14 protein-coding genes, 1 tRNA gene, 2 pseudogenes and 1 other annotated feature are annotated in these 17,743 nt (G+C 37.3%); of the genes and pseudogenes, 4 read left to right on the forward strand and 13 right to left on the reverse strand.

The window, feature by feature from the left end; genetic code table 11:
• Positions 1–143: 143 nt before the first annotated feature.
• Positions 144–245 (forward strand): annotated as a pseudogene (locus tag IGK53_RS10165) (ribonuclease P); the annotation flags it as partial.
• Between the two features lie 127 nt (positions 246–372).
• Here the strand turns inward: IGK53_RS10165 and aac(6') are convergent.
• Positions 373–921: an aminoglycoside N-acetyltransferase AAC(6')-Ii gene (aac(6'), locus tag IGK53_RS10170; RefSeq protein ID WP_002293569.1), complete on the reverse strand. Its 549-nt coding sequence runs from the start codon at positions 919–921 to the stop codon at positions 373–375.
• A gap of 550 nt (positions 922–1,471) precedes the next feature.
• On the opposite strand from aac(6'), the gene IGK53_RS10175 reads away from it, so the two are divergent.
• Positions 1,472–2,575, forward strand: a complete 1,104-nt coding sequence (locus IGK53_RS10175; protein WP_002293566.1) for an iron-containing alcohol dehydrogenase family protein — start codon at positions 1,472–1,474, stop codon at positions 2,573–2,575.
• Here IGK53_RS10175 and IGK53_RS10180 read toward each other — a convergent pair.
• The 7 genes and pseudogenes from IGK53_RS10180 to IGK53_RS10210 all read right to left on the reverse strand — a co-directional run bounded on the left by IGK53_RS10180 (position 2,572) and on the right by IGK53_RS10210 (position 10,425).
• Positions 2,572–2,779 (reverse strand): annotated as a pseudogene (locus tag IGK53_RS10180) (hypothetical protein). The gene IGK53_RS10175 and the pseudogene IGK53_RS10180 sit on opposite strands and share 4 nt — an antisense overlap.
• Positions 2,769–3,836, reverse strand: a complete 1,068-nt coding sequence (gene rlmN / locus IGK53_RS10185) for a 23S rRNA (adenine(2503)-C(2))-methyltransferase RlmN (RefSeq protein ID WP_002293564.1) — start codon at positions 3,834–3,836, stop codon at positions 2,769–2,771. The pseudogene IGK53_RS10180 and the gene rlmN overlap by 11 nt, the downstream one beginning before the upstream one ends.
• Before the next feature lie 233 nt (positions 3,837–4,069).
• Positions 4,070–6,517, reverse strand: coding sequence for a DNA translocase FtsK (locus tag IGK53_RS10190; RefSeq protein ID WP_002293563.1), 2,448 nt, complete (start codon positions 6,515–6,517; stop codon positions 4,070–4,072).
• Between the two features lie 188 nt (positions 6,518–6,705).
• Positions 6,706–8,142, reverse strand: a complete 1,437-nt coding sequence (locus IGK53_RS10195; protein ID WP_430604713.1) for a glycoside hydrolase family 1 protein — start codon at positions 8,140–8,142, stop codon at positions 6,706–6,708.
• 154 nt (positions 8,143–8,296) lie between these two features.
• On the reverse strand, positions 8,297–9,112 hold the full coding sequence (locus IGK53_RS10200) for an amino acid ABC transporter substrate-binding protein (protein ID WP_002328943.1): 816 nt from the start codon (positions 9,110–9,112) through the stop codon (positions 8,297–8,299).
• 17 nt (positions 9,113–9,129) lie between these two features.
• On the reverse strand, positions 9,130–9,765 hold the full coding sequence (locus tag IGK53_RS10205) for an amino acid ABC transporter ATP-binding protein (RefSeq protein WP_430604715.1): 636 nt from the start codon (positions 9,763–9,765) through the stop codon (positions 9,130–9,132).
• An 18-nt stretch (positions 9,766–9,783) separates the two neighbouring features.
• Positions 9,784–10,425 carry an amino acid ABC transporter permease gene (locus tag IGK53_RS10210; RefSeq protein ID WP_002293344.1) on the reverse strand — a complete coding sequence of 214 codons (642 nt, stop codon included), beginning with the start codon at positions 10,423–10,425 and terminating at the stop codon, positions 9,784–9,786.
• 155 nt (positions 10,426–10,580) lie between these two features.
• Positions 10,581–10,815 (reverse strand) — a binding site (T-box leader).
• 88 nt (positions 10,816–10,903) lie between these two features.
• Between IGK53_RS10210 and IGK53_RS10215 the strand changes: the two genes are divergently transcribed.
• Positions 10,904–11,389 (forward strand): prolyl-tRNA synthetase associated domain-containing protein, encoded by a 486-nt coding sequence (locus tag IGK53_RS10215; protein ID WP_002293342.1) that lies wholly within the window; start codon positions 10,904–10,906, stop codon positions 11,387–11,389.
• Between the two features lie 452 nt (positions 11,390–11,841).
• Here the strand turns inward: IGK53_RS10215 and IGK53_RS10220 are convergent, their stop codons facing one another.
• The 4 genes from IGK53_RS10220 to IGK53_RS10235 all read right to left on the reverse strand — a co-directional run bounded on the left by IGK53_RS10220 (position 11,842) and on the right by IGK53_RS10235 (position 16,569).
• Complete coding sequence (locus tag IGK53_RS10220; RefSeq protein ID WP_002335471.1) at positions 11,842–12,750, reverse strand: IS982-like element ISEfm1 family transposase; 909 nt, start codon at positions 12,748–12,750, stop codon at positions 11,842–11,844.
• Positions 12,751–12,868: 118 nt separating this feature from the next.
• Complete coding sequence (locus IGK53_RS10225) at positions 12,869–15,595, reverse strand: Cna B-type domain-containing protein (protein WP_080343993.1); 2,727 nt, start codon at positions 15,593–15,595, stop codon at positions 12,869–12,871.
• A 463-nt stretch (positions 15,596–16,058) separates the two neighbouring features.
• Entirely contained in the window at positions 16,059–16,358 is a 300-nt protein-coding gene (locus IGK53_RS10230; protein WP_002291543.1) for a bacteriocin immunity protein, read from the reverse strand.
• Between the two features lie 138 nt (positions 16,359–16,496).
• Positions 16,497–16,569: transfer RNA gene (locus tag IGK53_RS10235), tRNA-Thr, on the reverse strand.
• A gap of 120 nt (positions 16,570–16,689) precedes the next feature.
• Between IGK53_RS10235 and IGK53_RS10240 the strand changes: the two genes are divergently transcribed.
• Positions 16,690–16,932 carry a hypothetical protein gene (locus tag IGK53_RS10240; RefSeq protein WP_002291542.1) on the forward strand — a complete coding sequence of 81 codons (243 nt, stop codon included), beginning with the start codon at positions 16,690–16,692 and terminating at the stop codon, positions 16,930–16,932.
• A 137-nt stretch (positions 16,933–17,069) separates the two neighbouring features.
• Here IGK53_RS10240 and upp read toward each other — a convergent pair whose 3' ends face one another.
• Entirely contained in the window at positions 17,070–17,699 is a 630-nt protein-coding gene (upp, locus tag IGK53_RS10245; protein ID WP_002291540.1) for a uracil phosphoribosyltransferase, read from the reverse strand.
• Between the last annotated feature and the right edge of the window lie 44 nt (positions 17,700–17,743).

Consider the following 17,743-nt stretch of genomic DNA (forward strand, 5'->3'; position numbering starts at 1 on the left):
TTGTTTAAGAGTTTAATGAATAATTATTAAAAAATCAACACTTTTTTTTGTCTTTTTCATAAAATAATGATTTTTTCGTGAGGTTTCAAGGAATTTTTCAGAAAAAATAGCTTTGTACAAGGTTTTCTATTGTCTTTCAGTAGCCATTAAATAATTTTTGTTATATTGTCTATTATTGCCATACAAAGATAAAAAAGAATAAACAAAAAGGAACTCTGACAAAAGTCTTGTCACAGTTCCTTATCCGAATAAACGGTGTTCAATCAGCTGACCCTCGATATTAGCTCAACAAACGGCAAAATATGAAGAACTATTTTTCCGTTTGTTTCTCTAATACTCAGGTCAGGACGCTGATTTCACCACCTCTTTTTATTATTGAGAATCTGGTCGAGGAATAATCGTTTTTGCCATCCAAATATCCGGTTTGTCCCAACCACTTGCATTTGGTAAGACACCTACGATTTTATAACCTAATTTTTCATAGAACTCATAGGGATGTTCACGAAGGTTCTGGATGGAGGCCACTTTATCAAACGTATGCTCATACAGGTCCGTTTGACTTAACGTTGTTCCATGGTCTAAATCATCCGTACCTAAATAAATCGTGATTCCTCCTCTGGAAGCTACTTCTTTTTCTAAGTAATTGACTAATCGAGTACCTATTTGGTTCTTTCGTCGGGAGCTTTCTACAACTAATGGATGCAATTCCCAACCTGTGATACCGTATTGAGGGATTGCACCAATAAATCCTACTAACTCATCTTGGTCAACCGCTGCTACCGCGATCCGTTCTGGATTCATCATTTCTTCTACTTCTTCTGCCGAGCTGTCTCCATATTCTTCCGGCCAAGTCAGTCTCAGTAAATCAGAAAGCTGATCTTTCAATACTGGATTATTACGGTCAAATTCACTGATTATCATACGTCTTCCCCCTTGTTCTTGCTTATTCTAACAGTCCTTTTGAAAAAACGAAATGTTCTCGCTCAAAAATCTTTAGCTACCAATCAGTATCTCTATTCTTTCATTATTTACCTTACTTATAAAATAAAAAAATTATACAGAAACACTTTATTCAAAATAGGAAAGATCAGGAAAGCCATCAATTGGAGGAAAAAACTCTGTTTGTTCATCATGATATAGATTATCTTTTGCTTTAAAAAAACCAATTATGAATTGACAAATGAAACACATTTTTATAAAATAATCTAAATGTTCAGAATTTTTAGATTATTTAAATAAGCAAGAGGAATCGTAGAAATACTAGGAGGAACAAAAATTCATTATTGTCGTTTTCAATGTTTATGTACTTATTTTATTTTTAGGATACTTATTGATGATTTCAAGGTGTTCATGCCACCTTATTCATTACTTATCCTGTCTTAGATTCGCCTCTACTCCATCTACAGCCGCGGTCAGAAAGATCACTCTTTAAAATTTTAACCCGTTTCAACGAAGAAAGAAGGAAAAGAATATGAGTCAAAGTGTTTTCTTACCAAATTATACCATTGGAACAGATGCGTATGAAAAAGCAAATGGAATCGTCAAAGAATATGGGAAAAAAGTAGTGCTGATTGGAGGGAAGACTGCACTTTCAAAGGCAGAAAACAAAATAAAAGCAGCTTTGACTCAGGAAATAGAAGTTATCGCCAGTCTCTGGTACGGGGGTAATTCAACTTATGGAAATATTGAACAGTTGATCCAACATGAAAGTGTCCAAAAAGCAGACGTCTTGTTTGCAGTCGGCGGTGGCCGTGCTTGCGATACTGTAAAAGTCATTGGTGAAAAACTAGCTAAACCAGTCTTCACCTTCCCCACTATTGGTTCGAACTGTTCGCCCGTCACGGCGGTATGTGTCATCTATAACGAAGAAGGCGTAATGGACGGACTCTTCTTTCCTTCAAAACCACCTGTACACACCTTCATTGATACAGCAATTATTGCCGAAGCACCTGATAAATACTTATGGGCAGGTATTGGCGATGCTTTATCCAAAGAAGTCGAATCTACTTTTTCTGCTCGTGGCGATGATCTAGGCTACACGGATAGATTAGGAATCCAAATTGGAAAAATGTGCATTGATCGCCTCTTGACTTATGGTACGCAAGCATTGAAAGATAGTGCCGACGATCGTCCCTCATATGCAATTGAACAAGTCGTTTCGGATATCATTGTTACTACCGGATTGGTTTCTGTTTTAGTTAACAATAACTATAATTCTGCTATGGCACACTCATTCTATTACGGTACGACTGTTCTAGAAAAAATGGAGGGATACCTTCACGGAGCATCTGTCAGTTATGGTGTACTGACCTTATTGATGATGGATCAGCAGTTCGATTTGTTTGATAAAATCTATGTGTTTATGAAAAAGAACCAACTTCCAGTATCGTTAGCCGACATGAATCTCAATGTCACGACCGATTTAGAAGCAATCTTAGATAAAGCCATGACCACAAATGATATCAAACATGTGCCTTATGAAATCACCCGAGAAAAATTTAAACAGGCCATTCTTGACGTAGAAACTTATCATGCTACACAAGAAAGCCAGCAAGGATATAAGAAAATCAGTTAAATAATTGCTAAAACCCCCATCAAGCAGGCTGTCATCAAATTGACGACATTTCTTTGCTTAATGAGGGCTTTTCTTGTCAAAAAACGCTTTATAACTTTCGCTATAGAATCTTTTCACTTATTTAAGTTGAACAGTTCCTTAATTAAGAAAACTGCTCCTTTTATGGTAATTGAAAAAACGAAGTAGGCTACGATTATTTGGCAGCTGTTTTTTTCATTTGCTTGCTTCGCAATTGTCCGCAAGCTGCATCAATATCTGTACCATGTTCTTTACGTATCACACAGTTTACGCCGTTTTTCTTCAATACATCATAAAATCTCAATACATCAGCTTTTGGACTGCGAGAATATTGATCATGTTCACTGACTGGATTATATGGAATCAAGTTGACATATGCTAATTTTTTCTTATCTTTTAATAGATCTGCTAATTGTTGCGCATGCTCTGGTCTATCATTTACTTGATTCAACATGATATATTCAAACGTGATTCGACGGTTTGTTTTCTCTAAATACTCATCCACAGCTTCCATCAATTTCTCAATTGGGAAACTTCGGTTGATCCGCATGATCGATGTTCGCACCTCATTATTCGGCGCGTGCAAGGAAATAGCCAGATTGACTTGTAAGCCGTTATTAGCGAATTCCTTGATTTTGTGTGCTAAGCCACTAGTAGAAACTGTAATATGTCGCGCACCAATCGCCAATCCTTTGGCATCATTAATAATATGCAAAAAGTCCATTACATTGTCGTAATTATCAAATGGCTCACCGATTCCCATTACGACGACATGGGAAACACGTTCGCCAAGATTGCGCTCATCAAAATAATGTTGAACCATCATGATCTGCGCAACAATTTCTCCAGCGGTCAAATCACGGTTCTTTTTAAGCAACCCGCTTGCACAAAATGTACAGCCGATATTACATCCTACTTGTGTCGTCACGCAAACGGACAAGCCGTATTCTTGTCTCATTAGTACGGTCTCGATCATATTTTTATCAGGAAGTTCAAACAAATATTTAACTGTACCGTCCGAAGCTTCTTGGACGACCATTTGTTTCAGAGGATTGATGATAAAATGCGCCGATAATTTTTCTATCAATTGTTTTGACAGATTCGTCATTTCTGTGAAGTTACTTACACGTTTTTGATACAACCATTCCCAAACTTGGGCAGCTCGGAATTTTTTCTCACCGTTTTCTATAAACCAATTGATTAATTCTTCATTCGTCAAGCCATAGATGGATTGTTTTTCCAAAGTATTTTCCCTCTTTTTCTCAAAGTTTCGCTACATACTATACATGATTCGTTTAGTTAATGCAATACTTCACAAATAAATCGAATAGAACTTTCATCTCATAAAAAGCAAAAAAGACAAGACATCCTACCGTATTAGAAAAGATGGGAAAAAAGCCATTTTTTCTCTTGGTATCATCATGTCTTGTCTTTTTTATATAGTTATTCGTTTTTCAACCGTTCATCGAACAAGTTTTACATTTCATTATCTTCCGGCAGTGGTTCTGATGTTTCCTCTTGCTCAATGAATACTTTACGAGGCTTACTTCCTTCTGATGGGCCAACAACTCCATGAGCTTCCAGTTCATCTACGAGTCGAGCGGCTCGGTTGTAACCGATTCGAAACCTTCTTTGGAGAAGGGAGATACTTGCTGTTTGCATTTCAACAACAAGTGCTTTTGCTTCCTCAAACAGTTCATCTTGTGGCTGTTCTGGGGCACCTGCCGTTTCAACTTCATCTGTCGGCATCATTTTCTCTTCATAGTGAGCTTCTTGCTGATCTGTAACAAATTGAACGACCCGCTCCACTTCATGGTCAGAGATGAATGCTCCTTGCACACGGATAGGTTTATTCTCACCCATTGGCAAGAACAGCATATCTCCTCGCCCTAAGAGCTTTTCTGCTCCATTAGAGTCGATGATCGTCCGAGAATCTGTACCGCTTGATACAGCAAATGCCATTCTGGAAGGTACATTTGCTTTGATGATCCCTGTGATAACATCCACACTTGGACGTTGAGTAGCTAGGATCATGTGGATGCCCGCTGCCCGAGCCATTTGCGCTAAACGAATAATCGCATCTTCGACTTCGTTGCTAGCTACCATCATCAAGTCAGCTAATTCATCTACGATTACTACGATGAATGGTAAGGTTGGATGTTTCGTTCCGTTTTCTAAGTTTTTCTGCTGAACAAATTCATTGTAACCAGAAATATTTCTTACACCAGTTGCCGCAAATTTTTCATATCGTTCTTCCATTTCTTGTACTACTTTTTGTAAGGCTTGTGCCGCTTTTCTAGGGTTCGTCACGACCGGCGTCAACAGATGAGGTATCCCGTTGTACATATTTAATTCAACCATTTTCGGATCGATCATCATCAGTTTTACTTCATGGGGCTTAGCACGCATCAATATACTTGTAATGATTCCATTGATTGCTACTGACTTCCCACTACCAGTCGAACCAGCTACAAGTAAGTGAGGCATTTTCGAAAGGTCAGCCGTTTGTACTCGTCCAGAAACATCACGTCCTAAAGGTACTTCCAGTAATTTATCTGGATGGTTTGGCTGAGCTTCGATGATTTCTCTAAAGGAAACCATACTGATCTTTCCATTTGGTACTTCAATACCAATCAGTGATTTACCTGGGATCGGCGCTTCCATCCGAACATCTTTCGCCGCTAAAGCAAGTGCGATATCATCTGTTAAGTTCACGATTTTACTTACTTTTACCCCTACAGCTGGTTGGACTTCGAATTTTGTGACGGATGGGCCTAAACTAGCTTTGACGACCTTAGCATCCACACCGAAACTTTGGAAAGTTTGTTCCAATACACCGATATTTTTTTCAATTTTTTTATACTCATCACTTTGATCCACAGTTGGTATAGAATCAAGTAAGTCAACTGTCGGCAATTCATAATCTTGATTTTCCTGTTCTGCTTCGATCTCAAATTCTAATGAAGTACCGTCATCCTCTGGCAACTCATCAGCTAAACCTTCCGCTGTATTGGTCTGTTTTGGTGTATCTGGTACTGGTTTCTCTAGATTCGCAGGATGGATATTTTCTTGAAAACTGTCAATTGGAACAAAACTTAACTGCTCAGGTTCGGCATTTTCTGGTTCCTGCCATTCATCAGGAGTATTTTTCCTTTGCTGGTTCACAGCTTTTTTCTTCTCATATTCTGCAGCTTCTTTTTCTGCTGCTTCTTGTGCCGCTAAGCGTCTTGCTTCTTTCGCTTCTGCACGCTGTTTCATTCTTTCTTCCTTTGCCGCTTGCTTTTGAGCTTGCTTGGCAGGATCACCTTCTAATAATTCCTGTACCCGTTCTCCAATTGATTGGATACCATTCAGCAGCTGATAGCCTTCCAAATTACTGAACAAGAATGCTCCACCCGCCAGTAATAAAACAGCTGCTAAATAACTTCCAGGCTGTGCAATCAAGAAATAAGTGAAATGATAAAGAATTGCTCCGATCATTCCTCCGCCAACGTTATTATCTACTTGACTTTGTTTTATATCGCTAGCTAATAAGTCCCATGTCGTTCCCATGATATTTGGTTCCCCAGTATGGAGTTTGCCGAATAAATGGGCATGTAGCAATAATAAGATACCGAAATAAAAGAGTATACCGCCAAACCAGCGTCGGTTTTTGCCAATTGAAAACTCTGTATTCTTAATGACAATCCAAAATCCTAATACGGCTAATAAAAGACAGAGGATTTGGTAAGTATTTCCTGCAATGATCCGAAAGCCGTTTGCAATCAATATTCCTAAAAAACCTAATTTTAAAAAGCCGAATACAGCAAATAGAATCAAGGCAAATCCAACACCAATCGTCAGCATTTGTTCTTGCTGCTGTTTTTGCTTTTTCGTTTTTTTCGTCTTTTTCCTTTTCTTAGTAGGCCGTTTCTTTTGTGCCATTTATTATCCCTCATTTCATCAAGTTTCATTATACAAAAAAAAGCAAGGGAACTAAAGTTTTGTTTGAAAGAACTGACGCTTTCTTTTACTTTTCAGCTTATTTTACAGTTTTTCTTAATTTATAAATGATTTTATCAAAAAAAGGCACGGCCATATCCAGCCGTACCTTCTTGTTTTAAGCATGAGAACTAAAGGTTCTCTCCATTTTCTTCGATCAGTTTTTGGTACCAGTAATAACTGTCTTTCTTATATCGTTCCAAAGATCCTTCTTGTGTTTCATCTTGATCGACATATACAAATCCATATCGTTTTTGATAACCGTTCAACCAGCTAAGCAAATCTGTATAAGACCATGTACAATAGCCTAATACTTCTGCTCCATCTGAAATTGCTTCTTTGATTGCTTTGACATGGCTTTGTAAATAATGGATTCGATAGTCGTCATGGATTTGTTTGTCTTCTGTCAACTTGTCATACTCTCCTAAGCCATTTTCCGTGATCAGCACCGGCATGCGGTAACGGCTCGTGATACGACGCAATCCGATCCTTAAGCCTTCTGGGTCGATTTCCCAGTCCCAATTTGTTCGTTCGACAAATGGATTCTCAAATTTTTTATACATTCCAGGAACCCCTGTTTCTTCTGATGAACCTTTTTTCCCGGTCGTATTCATTTTTCCTGCTCCAACCCCATCTAATGGATTGAATGCATTCGTCGCTGTTTGATAGTAATTGATCCCAAGGAAATCTGGCTTGGCTGATTCTAGCAATTCTGCATCGCCCGCTTCAATCGTTGGCGCCCATCCTTTTTCTTCTAAGAATCTCATAGCAGCAATAGGATATTTCCCCCACATATAGACATCCATCCAGTAATTGGCCATTAGATCTTCTGCATTTTCGGCTGCCAGAACATTTTCAGGATTACTGTCGATTGGATAATTTGGCGTATACGCAAAGCTTGGTCCGATTTTCCCAGGCATTTCTAACTCATGGTATTTGTTGATGACAGATGCATTTGCTAGATTTGCGATATGGTTGACTTCATACATTCGTTTTGGATCCGTCACGCCTGGCGGATGTGCTGCTAATAAATAGCCTAATGAAGTGAAGATATTTTGTTCATTCAAACTAATCCAGTAATGGACTTTCCCGCGGAATGCCTCAAATAATGTTTCTGCATAATGAGTGAAATCTTCAATAATCTGACGTGACTCCCAACCATTATATTCATCTTGCAACGCTTGTGGAAGATCCCAATGATACAAAGTCAACATAGGTTCGATACCGTTTTCAATCAATTTGTCGATCAATCTCTCATAAAAAGCGAGCCCAGCTTGATTGACTTCTCCGCGCCCATTAGGAAAAATCCGTGTCCAAGCTACAGAGAAGCGGTAAGCTTTCAGACCTTGTTCTTTCATTAAAGCAATATCTTCTTTATAACGATGATAGTGGTCTACTGCCAGATCACCGTTTGTTCCTTTAAATGTCTTTCCTGGAATTCGAACAAATCGATCCCAGACTGATTCGCCTTTCCCATCTTCTTGCCAAGCTCCTTCTACTTGATACGCTGCAGAAGCAGAGCCCCACAGAAAATCTTTTGGAAATGAGGTAAGTTCTTTGTGTTCCATTCATCTCTTCCTTTCCTATAACCTTCAATCGTTCCTCTTTTTAGAATAACACGAAACCCCTTCCATAACAAAATAAAATTATGTAAAACATACTAAGATTAGAGGGGAACATCATTCGTCAATGATGTTCCCCTCTAATCTTAGTATGTTTTTGTTAATTTCTCGGCGTGACATCTTCACCAAACCATTTATTGGAGATTTTTTGGAATTCCCCTGTTTTTTCTAATCGATCAAATGCTTCATTTATCTTCTTCACTAACGTATCATCTGACTTACGCACGCCAACCGCAAAATCCTCACTTTCGTAAGAACCTTTTGTCATGTTGAAGTCTTCTAGCTCGTTTCTTTGTTTCAAATAATAGTCCGCATATACTTTATCCATCAGCAAACCATCGATCCGTCCGCTTTTCAGATCAATCAGTGCTTCATTAAAACTATCGTACAAAACAGCATCTTGGTTTTTGACTATCTCTTTTAACACTTCTGGTTGTTTTGTAAATACATCATAACCAGATGACCCATTTTGCGCACCTAATCTCTTATTTTTCATTTGCTCAAAGCTTGTGATTCCTGATTCTTTAGGTGTGATCAGTACTTGATCATTTTCCATATAAGGTTTTGTAAACTGCACTTTCTTTTCTCTTGCCGGTGTCTTGGAATAGCCATTCCAGATCAAGTCGATCGTTCCATTGTTCAATTCAAATTCCTTCATTGACCAGTCAATAGGCTGAAAGTCTACCGTAATCCCATATTGTTCAAAGACTGCTTTGGCTAAATCAATATCGAATCCTGTAAGCTTCCCGTCTTTATCTCTAAATCCCATAGGAACAAATGTATCGTCCAAACCTATAACGATTTTTTTCTCTTCGTTGATAGCCGCCCAATTATCTGCTGAAGCCTTTTTATTCGAACAGCCTGCAAAAAGAAGAAGACCTACGAGCAAAGCGAATAGAAAACTGATTTTTTTCATCTCTATCTTCTCCTTTCTTAACGAATTGGGGAAACTTTTAATAGTTGATCACCGACATTTTCTGCAAATACGAGATCATGTGTGACAATGATTTGGGTTACCCCGTCTTCTTTCAATGATAGGATCAAACGCTCGACTTGCTGACGCAACTCAGGATCTAAAGCACTCGTTGGTTCATCATAAGCCAATACCCTCGGATTCATGGCCAATGCTCTGGCAATCGCTACCCGTTGTTTTTGTCCGCCAGAAAGCTGATAAGGATAGTTATTCAATAAATCGCTAATCCCTAATGAAGCCGCTAATTCTTCTGCTTTTTTGGTGTATTCTTCTTTTGTCTGTTTCAATACCATTTTCGGTGCTAAGGTAATGTTTTCAAAAATATTCAGATGTGGAAATAGCTGGAAGTCTTGGAATACGACTCCTACAACTTGTTCTTTTATTTTAAGTTCGAATGGATTGAACGGTACACCGTCTAAATAAAATTCTCCGCTGTCAGAGCTTTCTAAGCCAGCCAAGATACGTAAAAGTGTGGTTTTACCGCCACCGGAAGGACCTACGATAGCTAATGTTTTCCCATCTGGAATGATTAGATCCAAATCTTTGATTATTTCTTTTTCACCAAATGCTTTGTTCACTTTCTTCAATTCAATCATATTTCTTCCTCCTATCAGTTAGCGGTAATAATTTAATTTTCCTTCAACTTGTTTCATTACGATTGTTAGAATACCAGTCAATGTAAGATAGATGATTGCCACGCCTAGCAAAGGCAGTAAAGTCGCGTCGCGTTCCATCGCGATTTTCCCGGCACGCATTACGTCACCTAAACCTAATATATAGATCAAGGAAGAATCTTTGACCAAGTTGATAACTTCATTACCTACAGAAGGTAAAACAATCTTTGTTACTTGCGGGATGACGATTTTCGTCACCGTTTGAAAGGGACTTAATTGCAAAACTTGCGCTGCTTCATATTGACCTTGAGGAATCGATTGTATCCCTCCACGGAAGATCTCTGCAAAATAAGCGGCATAGTTCAAGATAAAAGCAATGAGCGCTGCTTCGAATCGATCAAAAACGATCCCAATCGTCGGCAAACCATAAAAAACAAAAATCAGCTGTAACAATAGCGGCGTTCCCCGCATGATCCATACATATGTTTGAAGAAAGTAGCGTAGTGGCTTAAAATGCAAGGACAATCCTAGTGCTAAAATAATCCCTAATGGCAGCGAGCCAATCAAGGTAAATAAAAATAATTTCAATGTTGTGAGTGCTCCTACTAATAATTGCGGCATAACTTCAATTAAATACTCCATCTTCTTTTCCTCCTTTAAAATAAAAAAATCCTCTTGGCAAATGCCAAGAGGACGTATTATACGTGGTTCCACCTCTGTTTATTTTTTCCTTGCAGAAAAAACCTCACACAGTCGTTGCAAATCAGATGAAAACAAAAAGTCCTTTGATCCGAAGATCAAAGGACGTTAATCACGTGGTTCCACCTTTTTTTACCGGCTCCTCACGGAAAAGCCAGCCTTATCTGGTCATCTAGCAACGACCGCAGCTGTAACGGGCTCCCCGGATTTTCCTACTATACGCTTCAGAAAATCGACTCCAAGATGTGTTTCACGGTTAACTGCTGCCTCTTTCCACCAACCAGAGACTCTCTAAAAACACCTAACTGCTACTCTTCTTTTCGATGTCATTTATTTTAACTTTACGTGTAATTTACATGATTATTTTTCATTTGTCAACTCTTTTTTATGATACACTAATAAAAAAGGAGGATGATGCGCAATGAGTCGTGCAACCGAACAAGAAGCTTATGAACTACTAAAAAAACTGGATATCTCTTTTCAAAAAGTCGATCATCCTGCGATTACGTCAGTCAAAAATGTCCCTTTTTCCCTACCTGGTCCGCAAGTAAAAAATCTATTATTGAAATCAAGAAAAGGAAAAAAAATCTATCTTGTCATCTTGCCTGATGAAAAGCATGCCGATTTAAAACAACTAGCTGAACAATTAAAAGAAAAGCGCTTATCTTTTGTTTCTGAAGAACAGCTTCCTGACCTTCTAGGTGTTCCAGCAGGTACAGTGACTCCATTAGCATTGATGCACGACAAAGAGAAAAAAATCCAAGTCGTGATCGATGCTGCTATTGATCGTCAAGATACCGTAGGCTTTCATCCAAATATCAATACCACTACGTTGATCATGGATTTTTCCGACTTTGAAAAGATACTTGTTTACTTAGAACATCTGCCAGTTTATGAAAATTTGTAATGATAGAGTAGTTTTCTTATTTCCCAATCCAAGCGTCTTTTTCTTTATTTAGTACAAAATATATCAGAAATTCTTTTAGCCAATCAAACAATGTAACAACTAGTATGGACACTGAAAACTAGAGTATTCTTCCATAGTTAGCCAAATCCATATTTATTGATTCTACGAAAAGAGGCTGGGACAGAAGCGTTTAACTCCAAGAAATAAGAAGAAATTCACGAAAATTGCTTTTCAAATTTTTGTGAATTTCAGCTTATTTCCGAAGGAGTTGCTTCTGCTTCCGCCGTTTATACGTGTTTAGAGCGTGAGACAAAAGTGTTCTTTGCTTTTGTCCCACGCTCTTTTCAATTATAAAGCGGAATTTTATTTTTTTGCTTTCAGTCATATTTAACAAAAAATATTATATTCTGAATAACAAAAATTATTCTATCTACCCGTGGTGCTAGTTAATTTTAATATTCTAAAGAATATCTCAAAGTTCCTTCAAAACGTCGTTGTACTCGACTTAATAGAACACTGTAAGCCAGTAATATGCTTTCAAATCTACTCTCTAGCCCTTTAACAGAACGTGAGTTGAAATTTTGACAACCTAATTTTTCTAAGGAAGAAAAAACAGTCTCAACTGTTTTTCTTTGTTTTCCAAGTAAGCTGTGGTCTAGTTTTTCTGATTTATCCATGTTTTTACGTGGCGGAACGGATATAGTAATGCCCTTAAGGGCAAGCTTTTCATAGATTTTATGGCTAATATATCCTTTGTCCCCTAGGATATTGGGAAGATTCGCTTCTTCCGATAAAGTCTCTAACACTTTCACGTCATGGACACCTGGATTCGTGATTGAGTAAGTAATCGGAAAGCCAGTATTAGTAACGATCATATGAATTTTAAGACCATAAAAATAAGATTTTTTTGTTGAGTTATAGCCAACTTTGGCTATTTGATTCAATAGTTTTGCTTGTCTATTTCTAACTGGTTTACATAATGGACTAGGAAAACTATCTATAATTCCGACTAGTTCACCTTTGGTGAGCTTCTTGATGAAAAAGTATCGAATAATCTTGATAGTGTAAGCTAAGTTTGAACTTAAGCGAGTGAATCGACTCCTACTAGGAAAGTCACCATTAGGAAATAAGACGGAACAAACCGCTCTATACGTGGCTCTTTGGCTAGTATAGCCATTAATTATGCCCCATATAACACAAGCAATAATCACTGTATCGCGTTGCTTCAGTTGATCAGTATTTCTTCGGTTTTTAATCTTATCTGGTACACAATTGTGGTATATGTTAGAAACAGTTCTCATAATTTCCTTGAATGTTATAAAAGTATCTGTATAATGTTCAGTATATTTTGATGAACGCATATGTAGTCCTCATTTCTTGGGAGTTTTGAGACTACTATATGCGTTTTTTTGTTGATTTACCAACATGTTTAGACATTTTCCTCTAGGAAAAAATTAACTAGCACCACGGGTATTCTATCTAAACTTTTTTATATTTTTGTAAGAATATCCCTGTACAGATAGTTACTATCAATAAACCAATGATTACAGCAAAACTAGATTTTTTACTACTTGTTTTAGGAAGAATGCTTTTTGATTTATTTGTTATCTGTTTAGGTACAGCTCTCTTACTAATATAATTGGTTCTTTGTTCGCTAGATTCCCCTGTATGAGCAAATATTTGCAATTTTTGAGAGAATAGATTTCTAATTTTCTCTCTCTCTGTCTTCTCTGGAAAATTTTTCCACGGTTTTATGTGGTTACCTGGTATAGCTATATTTGTTTTGCCCGGTATATAACTGTTTTTGATGTTATACCCGTCAATTGTCGTACTGTATTCTGGCACGTTGTCTTCCGTTACTGTATAGATGATTTCTTGCCCGTCTTTGTATTTTGGCAGATTTGTGAAACGATAGCGCCAATCATCTTTTTCACTGACTTCTTTGTGTTGGATCGGTTGACCGTCGGCTAATAGATTCACTGTGATCGTTGTCGGTCGTTTGCCGTCTTGATTCTCATTGTCTTCCCATGTTTTTTGTCCTGAGACCTCTTTGGTTTCTGGCACATGGGTATTGGTAATAATGTTGTTTCCATCCTTTGTTTGTTTAACTTCACTGGTATAGCCAGCTACTTTGGTCAACTCTTCCACTCGATAAGTGACAGCTTGACCTTTCGCCTTTTCTGCCAATTCGTTCCATGTGGTCGTCCAGTGATTCTCCTCGCTCAGTTCTACTGCTTCGCCTATTTTTTGGTTATTAGCATACAGCTGGACTTGGATACTTTGAGGTCGTAGCCCGTCTTGGTTATTTCCATCATCCCATACTTTAGTAGCACTTAGGCTAGTTTTGCCCGGTGTATAACTGTTTTTGATGTTATACCCTTCAATCGTCGTACTGTATTCTGGTACGTTGTCTTCCGTTACTGTATAAATGATTTCTTGGCCGTCTTTGTATTTTGGCAGATTTGTGAAACGATAGCGCCAATCATCTTTTTCACTTACTTCTTTGTGTTGGATCGGTTGACCGTCGGCTAATAGATTCACTGTGATCGTCGTCGGTCGTTTGCCGTCTTGATTCTCATTGTCTTCCCATGTTTTTTGTCCTGAGACTGAAATGACTTCTTTATTCTCATTGGTAACGACTAGCCCGTTTTCAATTTTTTGATAACCTGAAGGGACGTAATCATTTCCGTTTTGGTCTACTTCTTGCACTTTAAACGTATATTCGTTTCCGCTATCATCATACTGTTGGATATCTTCCCAAGTCACTGAAGTTATTCCATTATCTAATCGTTTTGTTTCTGCATCAGGAACTGGTTCCCAATTGTTTGTACTTGCTCTGAATAATTTGAAATAAATACTTGGTCTGGGAGTGGTTCCACCGTTCCAAATTTTAGTTGCTGTGATGTTCGTAACCTTTTTCTTGTTATAAATAGGTAAACTGACTCCCTCTGTATCATTTTCGTTTATGGAGAATTTGAGTTCATTTGAACTTAGTGGATCAAAATCAATCCAATTGGGTGCTTCTTTTTCTTTTACAACATAATCTCCTACTTGCAGACCTTTGATACTAACTTCTCCCTGTTCATTCGAAGTCAATAGGATACTAGACTGTCCTTGAATAGGCTGTTCATCTGCTCGTCTTAATTCGAAAGTCACATTTGGGATACCAATCTCTGTGCCATTGATATATTTGAAAATCTTCAATTCGCCTCTAACTGTACCGTTGACTCCACCAGAAGCTGAAATATTTTTAACTGTATGATTGAAACTTTCTCCATCAACAGCAGGTTTATTAACTTCTTTAAACCAAGCTTTCGAATGATTCTCAAAACTTGTTTGTTCTGGTTCTTCTATGATCGTCTTATAACTCACCATTATTATTCTAAGATTGACAAAGTTTTTTGGTATAGTTATTTCAATGTAATTATCATTTACTGAAAAATCAAATGTAGCACCGGGGAAATCTTGTAAAAATTGTTGGATTCCCTCTTCTCCTCTGTAAACTTTCTGTTCACCTAAGTGTATTTGATTAATTTCAAACGCACTTGGATCTAATCTTTGTCCACTTTGGATTTCATCGCTGATTTTAACTGGTTGTTCAACGTAAGTGCCGTTATTGTTAATATTCAAAAACCATCGAATGTGCTCAGTATCTTCAGGAAGCATGTCTCCTGTTTTATAATAAAAAACGCTAGAAGAAGAACCAGAAGCTGGCTTTGTCACATTTACAGTAGCCGTTTTGTCACCGCTCGTCACGGTGAATGGCCCCGTATTTTCTTCACCAGTATCGGTTACGTTTCTGGCCTGTATCTCAAATTGCCCCCAACCTTCTACTGAGTCTATGTTTTTAATATTTTCATTAAATACAACCTGTGCAGAATCTTTTCTGACCGTTAAAGTTCCAACATTTTTATTTTCAATCATTAATGGGATTTCTTTTTGAAATCCTTCACCGCGAATATTTCCTTCACTTGGCCAATTGATCCAAAGATAATCACCTGGCTGGATGTCTTTTTTTTTTTCGTCAAACGAGAATTTTACTTTTATGTTTCCTCCATCTGTAATATTCGTTGGATCCACGGTCAACGAAGTGACATTACTGCTGATATCTCTGCCTGAATCCGCATAGACATGAACAGGAATCAGTGATGTTATATTAGTAATAATAAATAACATTGATAAAATAATATTTCTACACTTTTTCATTTTTTCTATCTCCCCTATTTTAACTAAAAATAAAACCTACCATATCATCTCTCAAAAATCCTTTCTTCAATTCCTCCCCACTCATTTCCAATCTTTTAACTAAAAAATTGATAGTTATTTTACAAATATTTATAAAAAATAAATATGCCAAAAAACTGTTTTTACAAGGTTTTTCCTAATGCAAATTATTTTTTCGCATATATTCATTTTATTTTACTTATTGCTTTCATTTTTTCAATCTATATTTCCAATTTTTAACTTACAAAAATGCAACGTGCATAAATAACTATAGTTGCATAAAATATTCTTTTAATTAGCATTATTATTTTATAACAGCTGTTTTTATGTTAAATAAAGAATAAAACACAATATAAAAAATACAGACTTTGTTCAAATAAACGAACTTAGCCTGTATTCTGTGATTGACGCTACTTTTTAATTCATTGAGATGAATAATCCATTTTTATAAATGCCCAAAAGTAATCGGTGCCGAAGCCATTCCTCGACCTAATTCTTTTTCAAATTTTCCTATTGTTGATATCTCCATATAAAACGGTGAGACTGGTTTAGACAATTCTCCCTTGATTGCTAACGGACGTAAACTACGTTCCAAATTATTCATGACTTTAGGATAATACTGACCTTTTTCTAAGCCTGTTTTTGCTTCTATCAGAAGTATACGTTCCTTTTCATTGATCTCTGGATTTAAAACGAGATCATATAATTTTAGTACCATGTTTTCTATTTCTTCACTTTTAGACATCACGATTTCCTCCCAGAAATATTTTTCTCCCCACTACATTCTATACACAAATTATACGCCATTTTTAGTGGTTTTTAAATCACACAGACATAAAGAAAAAAGACAGATACCCAACCAGGGTATCTGTCTTTTGCTTTATGCCAGCTATAGGGATCGAACCTACGACCTACGCGTTACGAGTGCGTTGCTCTACCAACTGAGCTAAGCTGGCCTTATCCAAAAGAAATTATATACTCTATTTGGCTGATTGTAAAGAGTTCGATGGAAAATTAGTTTAATTTCATGATATTTTTCATAAAACGTGGTATAATTGATGTGAAAGGCAGGTTTTATGAAAATGGCAACTTTTGGAAAATTTGATACAACTATCGTACCATCGGAAATTGGTGAAAAATTCAAGATCAATACTCACGTAATGTTCACGATTCACGGCAAGCCGCAAACTGGAACGATTTCAAAACAATTGAAAAATTCCGCTGTTGTTGAGATTGATGAAACTGCAGAAAATGCGAACTTGATGACGCAAAGCAAGGGTGTAGTAATCGTTAACTACAAAGAACTTAAAAAGATTTGAATTTGACCATCTCTGCATTTTTGGGATGGTTTTTTTATATACAAACGAAAGCTGTGAAAAAGCTGCTCTGCCTCAAACATTAAAAATGACCAAAAAGGATGTGACAAAAGTTGTGTCACATCCTTTTTCATTTTCACTTATTTTGTACCAAACAAACGGTCACCCGCATCCCCTAGTCCAGGAACGATATAACCATGTTCATTCAATTTTTCATCTAGAGAAGCTGTATAGATATCAATATCAGGATGCGCTTCTTGCAAAGCTTTTACTCCCTCAGGTGCTGCTACCAAACAAACGAATTTGATGTTCGACGCGCCACGTTCTTTCAATGCATCGATTGCCATGATTGCTGATCCGCCTGTTGCCAACATTGGATCTACTACAAACAACTGACGTGCATCAATGTCTTCTGGAAGTTTGACGAAATATTCATGTGGCTCAAATGTTTCTTCATCTCGATAAAGACCGATATGGCCCACTTTAGCAGCTGGAATCAATTCCAAGATACCATCAACCATTCCGATACCTGCACGCAAGATTGGAATAATCGCTACTTTTTTACCGGACAACGTTTTTTGTGTTGTTTCAGTGATCGGTGTTTCGATCACGATGTCTTCCAACGGCATATCCCGTGATACTTCATATGCCATCAACATAGCGATTTCATCGACTACTTCACGAAAAACCTTTGTTCCGCAGTTTTTGTCCCGAATAATAGTTAGTTTGTGTTGAATCAATGGATGATCGATCACTTGAAATTTGCCCATTTTTTAAGCTCTCCTTTGTTCTGTCGTTTCTTTTTAATTGTAAA

Origin of the sequence: Enterococcus sp. DIV1224, from assembly GCF_050555455.1 — a bacterium.
GTDB classification, from domain to species: domain Bacteria; phylum Bacillota; class Bacilli; order Lactobacillales; family Enterococcaceae; genus Enterococcus_B; species Enterococcus_B lactis.

What these genes read in the sequence shown, in the direction of transcription:
- IGK53_RS10210 (WP_002293344.1), bottom strand. Translation starts at nt 10,425, where the DNA reads ATGGAGTATTTAATTGAAGTTATGCCGCAATTATTAGTAGGAGCACTC.
- IGK53_RS10220 (WP_002335471.1), bottom strand. Translation starts at nt 12,750, where the DNA reads ATGCGTTCATCAAAATATACTGAACATTATACAGATACTTTTATAACA.
- IGK53_RS10200 (WP_002328943.1), bottom strand. Translation starts at nt 9,112, where the DNA reads ATGAAAAAAATCAGTTTTCTATTCGCTTTGCTCGTAGGTCTTCTTCTT.
- IGK53_RS10240 (WP_002291542.1), top strand. Translation starts at nt 16,690, where the DNA reads ATGAAAATGGCAACTTTTGGAAAATTTGATACAACTATCGTACCATCG.
- IGK53_RS10215 (WP_002293342.1), top strand. Translation starts at nt 10,904, where the DNA reads ATGAGTCGTGCAACCGAACAAGAAGCTTATGAACTACTAAAAAAACTG.
- IGK53_RS10225 (WP_080343993.1), bottom strand. Translation starts at nt 15,595, where the DNA reads ATGAAAAAGTGTAGAAATATTATTTTATCAATGTTATTTATTATTACT.
- IGK53_RS10190 (WP_002293563.1), bottom strand. Translation starts at nt 6,517, where the DNA reads ATGGCACAAAAGAAACGGCCTACTAAGAAAAGGAAAAAGACGAAAAAA.
- IGK53_RS10205 (WP_430604715.1), bottom strand. Translation starts at nt 9,765, where the DNA reads ATGATTGAATTGAAGAAAGTGAACAAAGCATTTGGTGAAAAAGAAATA.
- IGK53_RS10230 (WP_002291543.1), bottom strand. Translation starts at nt 16,358, where the DNA reads ATGTCTAAAAGTGAAGAAATAGAAAACATGGTACTAAAATTATATGAT.
- IGK53_RS10175 (WP_002293566.1), top strand. Translation starts at nt 1,472, where the DNA reads ATGAGTCAAAGTGTTTTCTTACCAAATTATACCATTGGAACAGATGCG.
- upp (WP_002291540.1), bottom strand. Translation starts at nt 17,699, where the DNA reads ATGGGCAAATTTCAAGTGATCGATCATCCATTGATTCAACACAAACTA.
- IGK53_RS10195 (WP_430604713.1), bottom strand. Translation starts at nt 8,142, where the DNA reads ATGGAACACAAAGAACTTACCTCATTTCCAAAAGATTTTCTGTGGGGC.